General features: G+C 63.8%; 3 protein-coding genes. All 3 read left to right on the forward strand.

What is annotated here, in order from left to right; all coding sequences use genetic code 11:
• Positions 1-26 precede the first annotated feature (26 nt).
• The gene (locus GGR00_RS18100) at positions 27-989 is read left to right on the forward strand and encodes a hydroxyacid dehydrogenase (RefSeq protein ID WP_184700281.1); all 963 of its coding nucleotides are present in this window, start codon (positions 27-29) and stop codon (positions 987-989) included.
• 2 nt (positions 990-991) lie between these two features.
• A complete protein-coding gene (locus tag GGR00_RS18105) occupies positions 992-2038 on the forward strand; it encodes an Ldh family oxidoreductase (protein ID WP_184700282.1) in 1047 nt (348 codons plus the stop codon).
• Positions 2039-2254: 216 nt separating this feature from the next.
• The gene (locus GGR00_RS18110; RefSeq protein ID WP_184700283.1) at positions 2255-13843 is read left to right on the forward strand and encodes a DUF5801 repeats-in-toxin domain-containing protein; all 11589 of its coding nucleotides are present in this window, start codon (positions 2255-2257) and stop codon (positions 13841-13843) included.
• Positions 13844-13847: the final 4 nt, after the last annotated feature.

Consider the following 13847-nt stretch of genomic DNA (forward strand, 5'->3'; position numbering starts at 1 on the left):
CGTTCGCGGCACGACAGGAAAGACAGATGACAACGACGATCGTTACGGTCGGCGGCCGCATGGCTGCCGAGGGCCTTGCCATGCTCGAACGTGCCGGCATCGAGTGCATCTCGACCGAACCCTACCCGACGAAGCCGGAGGTGTTGGCGCTGATCGACAAACACCAGCCGGCAGCACTGGTGGTGCGGCTGGTGGAACTTGTCGACCGCGACATGCTGGCTGCCTCGCGCAAGCTGAAGATCGTCGCCAAGCACGGCGTCGGCACCAATGACATCGATGTTGCGGCGGCCAAGGCGCTCGGCATTCCGGTCATCATGGCGACCGGCGCCAACGCCCATTCGGTGGCCGAGCACGCGCTCGGGCTGATCCTCGCCTTGACCAAGGATTTCCTGCGCCAGGACGGCCACATCCGCAACGGCCTGTGGGACAAGAAGCTTTATGCCGGGAGCGAGCTGCGCGGCCGGAAGCTAGGTCTCGTCGGCTTCGGCCTGATCGGCCAGATCCTCGCCCGCATGGTTGCTCCAATCGGCATGCAGGTCTCGGCCTACGATCCGTTTGCGCCCGAGGAGGCTTTCTCCGGCGGCGTCACCCGCGCAACATCGCTCGATACGCTTCTTGCCGAATGCGATGTCGTCAGCCTGCACTGCCCGCTGACCGATGGCACGCGCAACCTGATCGGCGCACGTGAAATCGCTCTGATGAAACCCACGGCCTACTTCATCAACACCGCGCGCGGCGAGGTCGTCGACGAGCCTGCGCTGGTCGCCGCCCTCCAGGCCGGCCGCATCGCCGGCGCCGGGCTCGACAGCTTCGCCGAGGAGCCACCGGTGGCAAGCCCGCTGTGGCAGCTGCCCAACGTCCTGCTGACACCACATGTCGCCGGCGTCACCGAGGACGCGCGCCGCGCCGTCTCGATCATGACGGCGACCAACGTGCTCGCCTTCCTCCGTGGCGAGCCGCTCGCCCGGAACCTCCATGCAAGGGTTTGACCATGGCCTCCGATGACACGCGCCACGACGCCGATGCGCTGACCGATCTCGCCTTCGCCCTGTTCAAGGCGGCTGGCCTCGATCCGGACAAGGCCCATGCCGTCGCCGAGATCCTGGTCGAGGCCGATTTGATGGGCCACACCACCCACGGGCTGGCGCTCGCGCCCTGGTATCTCGAAAGCATCCGCGACGGCGTCATGACCAAGTCAGGCGCGCCCAAAGTCATTTCCGATCGTGGCGCCTGCGTCGCCTGGGACGGTTTGCGCCTGCCTGGCGCCTGGCTGACGGCAACCGCCATGGACCTCGCCGTCGCGCGCGCCGCCACCTATGGCACGGTCACCATAGCCATCGGCAACAGCCACCACATCGGCTGCCTCGCCGCCTACCTCACCCGCGCCACCGATCGCGGCTACATGGCGCTGCTTGCCAGCTCCAGCCCGTCGGGCGCCTCGGTCGCCCCTTTCGGCGGCACCCGCGGCGTCTTCACGCCAAACCCCATCGCCGCCGGCATCCCGACCGATGGCGATCCGATCCTGATCGACGTCAGCGCCTCGATCACCACCAACAACATGAGCTCCCGGCTGATCGCCGAGGGCCGCAAGTTCGAGCATCAATGGCTGCTCGACCGCCACGGCAATCCGACAGACGATCCCAATGTGCTGAACAACGGCGGCACCATCCTGCCCGCCGGCGGCCTCGACCACGGCCAGAAGGGTTATGCGCTGGCGATCCTGGTCGAAGCCCTGACGCAAGGCTTGGCCGGTTTCGGCCGCGCCGACAAACCCGAGGGCACCAATGCCTCGGTCTTCCTGCAGGTCATCGACCCCACCGCCTTCGCCGGCGAGGCCGCCTTTGTCAGCCAGACCGGCTGGCTGGCCGACGCCTGCCGCACCAATCCCCCGCGCCAGGGTGTCGAGCGGGTCCGCCTGCCGGGCGAAAGCGCCGCCCGCCGCAAGCGTCAGGCCCTGGTCCAGGGCATTGCGCTGCACGAAGGCGTGTTCGACAAGCTGCGTGTCGAGGCAACCCGGCTCGGCGTCGATTTCACCTAGTGCGTGTGGCGCCCGGCGCCCGGCGGCGCAACCATTCGTTGATCAATTGAGTCTTCGAACGCTAAAATTTTATATACCAAGATATGCACTGCCGGTTTACCAAAAGAAAAAAATAGAAAAGATCGCATACCAAGATATATATTAGTCGATCCCCATAGGTTGCAATGACGATTGGCGCCTTGTTCTGTCGGGCCAATTAGGCAGGGGGATTTGGCGATGGCGACCAGTATTGAGTTTGAGAACGTCTCGGGTGCGGCTGAAGGTGCTTCGGCAGCAGGCACGGTCCAGTTGGCACAGACCGAGGGCGTCTCGCCGCAGCAGCCGGCAGCGCAGGCCGATCCCGTTCCCGTCGATGCAGGTTCCGGCCAGCCGGTCCAGCAGACCCAGCCGACCGCGGCGGCCCCGGCTGAGGCCCAGGCCGAATATGTCGCCGACGCTTCCAATGTCGTGCACCTGCCGGCCAATGTCTCGATCGACAACATCAAGGTCGACGGCGACAACCTGGTTCTCGAGCAGGCCGACGGCAGCGTCATCGTCATTAAGGACGCCGCGGCCAACGTGCCGACCTTCCTGCTCGGCGATGTCGAGGTTCCGCGCGTTGCCCTGATCGCAGCGCTCGAGGCCGGCGGCATCAACGTCGCATTCGGTGCCGACGGTTCCATTTCGGCCGCCTCTGGCTCGACCAGCAGCTCCGGCGGCAATTTCGAGCTGCCCGCCGGCGGCATCGGCAATGGCTTCGACCTGTCTGCCCTGCTGCCGCCCACCGCGCTGGCCTTCCCGCAATATGATGGCCGCGAACTGACCCTCGGCGAGAACGCCGATCCCGAGTTCGCCGGCTTCTCGATCCGCCTTTCCGAAGAAGGGCTCCAGGGCGGTATCAAGGACGGCTCGGGCTCGCCCGACGACCGTTCCGATTCCCCCGTCTACACAGGCAATTTCGGCGCGACCGATCCCAATGGCGATTCGCTGACCTACAGCCTCGGCCTGCCCACCACGCCCGGCCTCTCCTCCGGCGGCCAGCCGATCACCTGGGAACTCGTCGGCCCGAACCTGCTGGTCGGCAAGATCGATGGTGGCGAAGGTCCGGATCAGGAGATCATCCGCCTGGAGATCACCAACCCGGGCACGGGTGCGTTCGAGGTTACGATCCTGGGCCCGATCGATCATCCGGAACAGGGTGCCGAGGATGTCGTCGGCATCGACGTGCCGGTGACAGTCAAGGATCCCAACGGTGGCTCGGCGACGGCCAATGTGACGATCGAAATCGAGGACGACAGCCCGAAAATCACCTCCGTGGGACTGGGCGGTTCCGCGGTCGTTGATGAAACGACGGCAGGCACGACGGCCGGCTATCCGGTTGAGGTCACGAGCGGCAGCCCGGTCCTGGACCTCGACGCGCATTTCGGTGCCGACGGCGCTGCCGCTGGCGGTGGCATTTCTTACGCGCTCTCCCTCACCGGCGGTGTTTCGACCTTGAAGACCGCCATCGGCGACTTCCCGATCTCGCTGGTCCAGGTCGATCCGACGACCATCGCCGGCGTGTACCAGAACAACGGTCAGCAGACCGCGTTCACCGTCAAGATCAACGCCAACGGCACGTTGACCGTCACGCAGAACGTGCCGCTTGAGCACAACACCGACGGCGACACGCCGGCCGCCCACGACGACTTCCTCAGCCTGTCCGGCCTCGTCAACGCCACCGTGACCATAACCGATTTCGACAATGACAGCGTTTTCGGTGGCGCGCAGGTCGGCGGCCTGATCCGCTTCTATGACGACGGCCCCAGCGTTTCCGAAAATGCGGTGGTGCTTCTCGATGATGACGCGATGGACGGCGGCAATGCTGGTACGCCTGCAGTCGGCGACGACGCTGACAGCGCCAATACCTCGGGCACTCTCGGCTACGATTTCGGCGCCGATGGCGGCTCGGTCGCCTGGCTGGTGAGCGGCGCCCCCACCGGCTTCGAGTACAAGCCCGGTACCAACGGCGCACTGGAGGTCTTCCAGAACGGCACCAAGGTGCTCACCGTCACGCTGGACGGCGCCACCGGTGCCTACACCGTGACGCAGAACGCGCCGATCCAGCACGCAACGGGCGGCAACGAAAACAACCAGATCTTCAACTTGACCTACCAGGTCACCGACAATGACGGCGACACCGCCAACGGTACGCTGCAAATCAACGTCGACGACGACACGCCCACCATCGCAGGGTCCGGCGAAGGCCCCGTGCTGACGGTCGACGACAGCAGCCTCGGCACCAACGCGACCGCGTCATTCGCCAACAATTTTGTCGCTTCCTATGGCGCCGATGGCCCCGGATCGGTCACTTACGCTCTGAGCGTCGTTGCCGGCGTTTCCGGCCTGACCGACACCGCGACCGGCCAGCAGGTCGTCCTGAGCATGAACAACGGTGTTGTGGAGGGCAGGACTGCCGTCGGCAATAGCCTCGTGTTCACCGTCAAGGTCAATGCCAACGGCGATGTCACGCTTGATCAAATTCGCTCGGTTCGCCACGAAAATACCAACGATCACGACGACGCCCGCAGCCTGGCCGAAGATCTGGTCAAGCTGACCGCGACGGTCACCGACGCCGACGGCGACAGCCAGTCGGCGACGCTGAACATCGGTGACAATCTGGTGTTCAAGGATGACGGCCCGTCGGTCAAGCCGGGCGATGCGTCCGTCAAGGTCGACGAGGACGACCTCTGGACGGCGTTTTCGCACGGTACGTCGCCCGACGGCGACACCGAATGGTTCACCGGCGCGGCAAAAGCCACGGGATCGGTCGCAGGCTTGGTCAACTTCGGCACTGACGGCGCCGCTACCGGCGGTGGGTTCGGCTTCACCGCTACGGCAGCCGACCAGATGGAAGCGCTTGGTCTGCAGTCCAAGGGTTCGCCGCTGAGCTATGCCGTGGTCGGCAACACGCTCGTCGCCTTCGTCGACAACGGCAATGGTCATTACGACCTTCTCCAGGATCGCCCTGTCTTCACGATGACGCTCGACGGCGACGGCGACTTCACTTTCCGCCTGCTCGACCAACTCGACCATGTCGCGCCGCCATCCGGCGCCAATCAGAATGAGGATCTGCAGGCCAACGGCGCGCCGGTGTCGTCGATCGACTTCGGCTCCGTCATCCAGGCCACGGACAGGGACGGCGATTCCGTGACCCTGTCCGGCAAGGTCAACGTGACCGTTGTCGACGACATCCCGCAGGTCCACATCAAGGCGACCGGCGCTGCGGTGACGCATGACGAGACGGCAGGCCTCCAGGGCGATGACGCCGACCCGTCGGTCATCGCCGACCGCTTTGCCTCGCTCAATCAGCCCGCCGCCCTCGGCTACGCGCATCAGGGCAACGTGGTCAGCTACGGCGCCGATGCTTTCGAACCGGGTGCCGATGAGCCGATCACGATGTCGATCGCGCTTGCCCTCAATGGCGGCAATGGCACCGACTCCGGCCTCAAGACGACGTCCGGCAGCCAGATCTCGCTCTACCTCGTGGACGGCTTGATCGTCGGTCGGGTGGATAATGCCGATGGATCGGCGAATCCGAACGGCCAGATCGCCTTTGCGGTCGCCCTCGACCAGGACGGTGGCGTCAGCATCGCCCAGTATCTGTCGCTGGAGCATCCGAAGCAGGGCAATGGCTCGCAGAATTCGCACGACGAGCCGGTCAATCTGGGCAACCTCGTCAAGGTCGTCCTCACGGCGACCGACAATGATGGCGACACGGTCGAGAAGTCGGTCACCATCGGCAACAAGATCGTGTTCGAGGACGACGGTCCCAGGATCACGGCGCCCGTCGCGGGTGCTGGCGTCGTTCACGACGAAACGCCCGGCAACGATCCCGACGCCAACGACAATGGTACGATCTCGCCGCTCAACGTTAACAATCCGGGCAGCGACCCGCACGTCAATGGCGGCGTCGGCCCCATCGGGGTTGCCCAGTCGCAGGGCGCCATCGTCACGGCAAACGTCGACTATGGTGCAGATGGCGCCGGCGGGCTGACCTACGCGCTCAATATCGGTGCCGCAAGCACGACCCTGCTCACCACCGAAGGTCGGGCGATCCAGCTGTTCAACGAAGGGGGCATCATCGTCGGCCGCTTCGACGCTGCCGGCGGCCAGATCGACCAGGGTGATCCTGCGGCATTCGCCGTCGGCATCGACCCGGTGACCGGCGTGGTCACGCTCGTGCAATACGTCTCGCTGCAGCATCCGACCCAGGGCTCCAGCCATGACGAGGAACTGTCGCTCGCAGCCAACAACATCAGGGTTGTCCTGACCGCCAGGGATGGCGACGGCGACACCACAAGCGCCACCGTCAATGTCGGCAATGCCATCAAGTTCGAGGACGACGGCCCGAAGCTGATCTCGGTCGTCCCGACGGTGCCGGCGCTCGGACAGGAGTTGGTCGTCAACGGCAGCTTCGAGGATGGCCACGGACTGACCGGCTCGAACTGGGAAATCTACGCCCAGTTGCCGGGCGGCGGCTGGACCATGGGTCCTGACGGCGTTCCGTTCGAGATCCAGACGGGTGGCGCTGGCGGTCTTGGTGCCGATGGCCAAGGCAACGCCATCGTCGAACTGGATGGCGACACCCAGAGCAACGGCAATCCGGATGTCGTTCCGGTCCAGGCCACCAACGCGACCATCCAGCAGGCGATTGCCGGCACCGAGGCCGGCCAGACCTACCAGCTCAGCTTCGCCTATTCGCCGCGTGGCGGCGAGGGCGCCGGCTCCAGCGGCATGCAGGTTTGGTTCGACGGCAAGCTCGTCTACGAAATCCCGGCGAACAACAACTATCCCGCCAACACTTGGCAGCATTTCACCGTCAACGTGACGGCAAGCGGTCCGGGTGCTGTGCTCGCTTTCAAGGGCACCGGCAGTCAGAACGAGCTCGGCGCCCTGCTCGACAGCGTCAGCCTGAAGGCAGTCTACACCGCGACCATCGACGACGAGAACGTGCCGGGCGGTGCCGCGGGCATTCCGGGCGGCCCGGGCGATGACGGCGCGGGCAATGTCGCCACCGGCAAGATCAATTTCGACGCCGGCAGCGACGGCCTGAAGTCGATCGCCGCGACGGGCGTTGCGGGTCTCCAGGCGATTTATGTCGACCCGACGACCAATGTCGGCACGCAGTACAATGTCAACAATCAGGCCTGGGTGGCCAATGGTGCCGGCGGTACGCTGACCGGCACGATGGACGTGCCCAATGTCGGCACTGTCACGGTCTACACCCTGACCATCGACGCGTCGGGCAACTACACGCTGACCATGCTTCAGCCGCTGGTGCATTCGGTTACTGACAACCCTGCCACGAGCGAAGAGGAGACGTCTTTCGAAGACAATCGTCCGCTCGATTTCGGCTTCACCATCACCGATGGCGATGGCGACACCGCGACCGGCACGGTCGCCATCAGCGTCGACGACGACAGCCCGGAATTCGTTAATGGCGGCATCGAGGACGGCGCGGTGTCGGCCTACAATACGGCAGTGACAGGCGATCTGAACCTTGCCTTTGGCGAGGATGGCCAGCACGCGACGGACGGCCTCCGCATCACCGGTTGGCCAGAGCTTGAAGGCGTCACCACCACCCTCTCTGGCGACGGCAAGACCCTGACAGCCACGATTGGGGGTCAGGGCGGCGCAACGCTCTATACGCTTCAGCTCAATGGCGACGGCACCTACACCTTCAACCAGGTGAACTCGCTGCCGGGCGGCGGCAACACGCTGCCGGAAGTCTCAGTTTCGAGCGGCTTTGGGCCGACCGCGACCAAGGATTACGAAGGCTTCACGCTCAAGGGCCTCGACGGCGGTCTGCTCAGCGGTTCCGGTGATGGCATCGGCATTGGCAACAATGGCATGAACCCCGGCGAGAAGTTTGCCATCGTTTACGATGTCGAGATGACCTCGGCCAAGCTGGGCGTCAACCATTTTGGCAACGGAACGGTTCGCCTGGACTGGGTCGCAAAGGATCAGGACGGCAACATTGTCGCGTCTGGCAGCAGCGCGGATTTCAGTTCGGACGGCACCGTGACGATCACGCCGCCTCTTGACCCGGGCGAGAAGTTCTTCAGCCTCGAAGTGACGACGGTTGGAGTGGATGGTCCTGCTCCGAAGTTCAAGCTCATCAGCGTCGGTGGCGAAACGCACGGCGATGCGGTCATCGACAAGCTGAACTTCCAGGTCACCGGCAAGGACGGCGATGGCGACTCGGTCTCCGATGGCTTCGATATCAAGCTCGGCGGCTCGAAGCCCGTGGCCATCGACGCTTCGGCGGCCGTCGATGACGACGGCCTGTCCGGTGCCAATACTGGTGGTCTCCAGGATATCGCAGTCCCAGACAACGACAATGACGGCAAGGAATCGACCTTCTCCGGCGCGCTGCAGGGCAGCGGCGGCGATGGCGCACTGGTGTTCAGCTTCGCCGGCATGAGTGGCCAGTCCGCGCAGGTTGGTCAGGAAATGGTCTCCTACAGCCTCGTCGGCAACACGTTGACGGCAACCGTCTCGGGGGCGGCGCCAGGCGCGGTTGCTGCCCCGCGAACCGGCCAGGTTCTGTTCGAGATCGTGCTCAATCCAAACAGCGGCCATTACGACCTGGCGCTGAAGATACCTGTGCTGCACGCCAATGCAGACAACTCGGAGGCGAGTGTCAGCGTCATCCCGCCGATCACATTCACTGTTGGCGACTCCGACACCGACACGTCAGCTGCCGACACTGATACCGGTACGCTGGCGATCGAGTTCAACGACGACGTGCCGATTGCCGGCAACCATCCGGGCGGCAGCTTCGTCGAGGGCAGCGCGACTCAGGATCTTGGCGTTGCGACAACCCTGCTCGGAATCAGCGGCGGTGCCGACGGTCTTGCCGGCACGCTGCAGCAGATCGCCTTCAACAACACCGGCGGCACTGGCGGTGCGCTGTCGATCGACAACAACGGCCACCTGATCTACACGCCGGCCGCCAATGTCGGCACCTCGGGTGCGACGGAGACGTTCAGCTATACGGTCACCGACAAGGACGGCGATGCGATCACCAAGCAGGTGACGTTCGAGATCTCCGACACCGGCGTCAGCAACCTGTCGGCGACCGATGCCCTGGTTGATGAGGACGACATCGCCGGCGCTGGCGGAGTTGCCGATGGGCCCGGCGATCTGACGACGCCGGTTCCGGGCGGCACGATCAGCTACACGTTGGGTGCGGACGGTAACGGTGCTTCGGTCGCACTTTCGGCGACCGTCGGCTTCACCAAGCTGGACGGTACGTCGATCAGCACGCAGTGGGATCCGATCGGCAAGGTTCTGGTCGGCTACGGCACCAATCCGTCCGACGTGGTGTTCAGGATCACGCTGACGGCGGTCGGCACGGCGTCGAACGCCGCCAACAGCGCCTCCTACACGGTCGAACTGCTGCAGCCGGTCGCGCATCCCGCCCATGACGAGGATGGGCTGAACGATGGCGCCGAGACGGCGTTCGAGGACGATCTGTCGATCTCGGTCACCGCAACGGTCACGGACGGCGACGGCAGCACCGGCACGACTGGCTTCACCGTCACCATCGACGACGACGTGCCTGTCGCCGGGAACCATCCGGGCGGCAGCTACGTCGAGGGCAGCGGGACGCAGGATCTTGGCGTTGCGACGACCCTGCTGGGGATCAACGCCGGCGCCGACGGTCTTGCCGGCACGCTGCAGCAGATCGCCTTCAGCAACACCGGCGGCACCAGCGGCACGTTGTCGATCGACAACAATGGCCACCTGATCTACACGCCGGCCACCAATGTCGGCACCTCGGGCGCGACGGAGACGTTCAGCTACACGGTCACCGACAAGGATGGCGATGCGATCACCAAGAAGGTGACGTTCCAGGTCACCGACACGGGAGTGACGGGGGTCGGCGTATCGGCGACGCAGCTTGTTGCCGATGAAGACGACATCGCCGGTGCAAACGGCAATGCGGGTGGCACGGACGATGCCTCGCCGGCTCTGTCTGGCACGATCAGCTATACGCTGGGGGGCGATGCCATCGGCAGCGTGACGCTGTCGACGGCGAGCGATGCGACGGGTCTTCAGACGCTGGACGGCCAGGCGGTCAAGACGGCCTGGGTGGGTAGCCAGCTGATTGGTTATGTCGGCGCCGATGCCGGCAATGCGGCCAACCAGGTGTTCAGGATCGTTGTCGGCGCGCCGACCAATACGGGTGCGTCCTACCAGATGACGCTGCTGCAGCCGGTCAAGCACTCGGTGAGCGGCACGGAGGACGACACGGCACCGTTCACCGTCGACGTGAAGGTGACGGATGCCGACGGCAGCGTCGGCACCACCAGCTTCACCGTCGTCATCGACGACGACACGCCGATTGCGAACACTGCCGTCAACAACGATCCGGTTGCCCCGCAGGTAACCGAGGGCGGTTCGATTTCGGGCACCTGGAGCCAGGCAGCCGGCGCCGACGGACTGAAGGAGATCGTCTTCTCCGCGGGTTCGCAAACGCAGACGGTCACGACGGGGGCCTTTGGCAGCCTCGAGTTGAACGTTGCCGGAGGTAAGGTCACCTTCAACGACAATGGCACCTGGACCTTTGCTTCGCCCAACAACTCCGTCGCCGCTGACCAGAACTTCACGCTCGGCGTCAAGGTGGTGGATCGCGACGGCGACGAGCACAGCAGCAGCGAGGTGATCAAGGTGGTCAACAGCGCATCGCCCACGGCGACTTCTGCTGCGGTGACCGCCGATGAAGACGATCTGGCTGCCGGCAACCACAACACGAACAGTGACGGTGATGCGGCGCAGTCGGGCCTGACGGGATCGTTAGGCAGCTTCGGTCCCGATGGGGCTGGATCCGTGGCGTTCGGCGTCACCAACGGCGCTGCGGTGACGGCGAGCGGTTACCCGACGGTCAGCGCCGGCGGACAGCAGCTGTTCTACCATTGGGATGCGGGCACCAAGACGCTGTACGGCACCACCGACACGTCGGCGGCCGCGGCAAATGCTGCATTCAAGGTCACGCTCACCGGCACCAGCTATGAGTTCACCTTGCTCAAGCCGCTGGACCACAAGACGGCTGGCACCGAGGACGATATCGACATCAGCCTCGGCTACACCATCACCGACAGCAATGGCGACACGGCCAATGGCAGTTTGTCGATCAAGGTCGATGACGACATGCCGCTGGCCAAGAACGATACGGCCACGGTTGTCGAGGGTGCCAAGCCGAGCATGAATGTCGTGCTGGTCATCGACACCTCCGGCAGCATGGCCGATGACGGGGACCCCAACACCCCGGGCGTTCAGTCGCGGCTGGCCATGGCCAAGGCGGCGGCCCTCAACTTGCTCAATTCGAGCGGTGTCACCATCAACCAGGTGATGGTTGTTGAGTTCTACGACCAGGTCCAGGTCAACGATCCCAAATGGGGCACCTGGAGCAATCCGGCCGACAGGGCCGATATCGAGAGCTTCATCAACACCAGAGTCACCGGCGGCGGCACCAACTACGATGCAGCAACCGGGGCGGTTCGCGCCAGCTGGGGCACCGGGCCCACTGCGGCCGATCTCACCAATGTCTACTTCCTGTCGGACGGCGATCCCGATCCCAATTCGGCGGGGCTTGATGCCGGCGAAACGACGGTTTGGCAGAACTTCCTTGTCAATCCTGACGGCAACGGCGCGACCAACGACGCCGTGGACAACGTTTACGCCGTGGGCATCGGTTCTGGCGTGAGCACCACTGCGCTCGATCCTGTTGCCTGGGCGAATGGCAATGCCAACTTCCCGCCGATCGTCATCACGGATGCGACGCAGCTGAGCTCTACCCTGACGGGTACCCTGCCGGGCTCGACCACCGGAAACGTGCTCTCCAATGACGGCGGCTTCGGCGCCGACGGTGGCCGTATCCTGTCGATCGAGGTCGACGGCGTGACCTACACGTGGAACGGCGCCAATTCGATCGCCAAGTCCAGCGGTGGCGCGATCGCCGGAACGTCGTTCACCGTGAACACGGCCACTGGCGGAACCTTCACCTTCCAGTTCGCAACGGCTGGAGGAAAGAACGCCGGCGACTGGAGCTACAAGGCGCCGGCAAGCGTGACCCAGGACAGGGTCGAGCACTTCACCTACGTCGTTCGCGACGGTGACGGTGACACGGCGTCGGCGAACCTGGATATCACGGTCCAAAACATCAACCAGGCGCCAGTCGGCATCGATGGCGTTGTCAACGGCACTGAAGACACCACTGTCACGCTGACGGCGGGCAACTTCAGCTTCACCGACAGCGACAACCATCAGCTCCAGTCGGTGATCATCACGACACTGCCGGCAGGTGGCCAGTTGCTGCTCAACGGCGTTGCTGTGCTTGCCGGGGCGACGATCTCGTCAACGGCGATCGCCGCCGGTCAGCTGACCTATGTTCCCGCGGCGAATGCCAATGGCTCGGTCAACCTGTCGTTCCAGGTGGTCGACAATGGCGGCACGGCAAATGGCGGGAAGAACACCGACACGTCGCCGAACACGCTGACGATCAACCTGGCGGCGGTGAATGATGCACCGACAGCGGCCATTGCTCCCACTAGCTACAGCGCGACCGAGCAAACCAACCTGACATTGCATGGCACCGGATTGTCGATCGCGGATGTGGATGCAGGTTCAGGCACCGTGACAGCCGTACTGTCGGTGACATTCGGCATTCTGGATGTCGTACGAGGGAATAGCGGCGTTTCCGTCAGCGGAAGTGGCACCGGTTCCGTAACATTGACCGGTACCATTGCCCAGATCAACAATCTTCTGGGTGGTGTCGACACGGGGTCGGGCTCGGCTGGGACTATTCGCTATAATGCGAACAACGATGCGCCGCCGAGCAGCGCGGTTCTGACGCTGACGGTTAGCGACGGTGGCAACACCGGCTCCGGCGGAACACAAATCGCAAGTGACAGTGCAACGATCAACATTACTGCTGTCAACGATGCTGCAGCAGCGACGGATGACAATGTTATCGTCAACATTGCACCAGTTGATGGTAGCGTGCTGCAATTGCCCAATTGGGCGCTGCTGGCAAACGATGATCCGGACGGCCCCAATCCCTCGCTCAACATTGCGACGGTCAGTAATCCCAGTGACTTGGCGTCGGTAAGCCTGGCGACGAATCCGGGTTACGTGACGGTCAAGAACAACTCGGGATGGTGGGGGGATGACACAGACTGGGGCGATTTCAAATATGCCTACGCCACTGGCGGCAAAGCCGATGTCTCGATATCGCATGACACCGTCGGGGCCATGGACGGTACCAGTTCCGACGATGTGATGATCGATCTTATCAACAACGCGGCCACCGAAATGCGTGGCAACGGCGGCAACGATGTGCTGATCGGCAACGGCGGGAATGACCTGCTCTTCGGTGGCGATGGCAACGACATCCTGCACGGCGGTGACGGCGCTGACACCATGACCGGCGGATCGGGCGCCGACACCTTCGTCATCAGTGCCGACACGTTGGGGGCGATCAACGACGTCATCACCGACTTCAATCCGGCCGAGGGTGACCAGATCGATCTCAGCGAACTGTTGAAGGGCATAGCGCCCAACACCAACCTGGAGACGGCGGGTTATGTGAAGATCGAAGACCAGGGTAACGGCACTTCGATCCTCAGCGTCGACGTCGACGGCAATACAAGCAATGCCAACACCTATCAGGAGGTCGCAGTTCTCCAGAACTTCAGCTACGATAGCAGTGGAGTTAATGACCTCGTGAAGGTGCTGTACGAAAACAGTTCGGGTAACAAGAACCCGGATAACGTATAGAATG

This window comes from Aminobacter aganoensis (assembly GCF_014206975.1).
GTDB lineage: Bacteria > Pseudomonadota > Alphaproteobacteria > Rhizobiales > Rhizobiaceae > Aminobacter > Aminobacter aganoensis.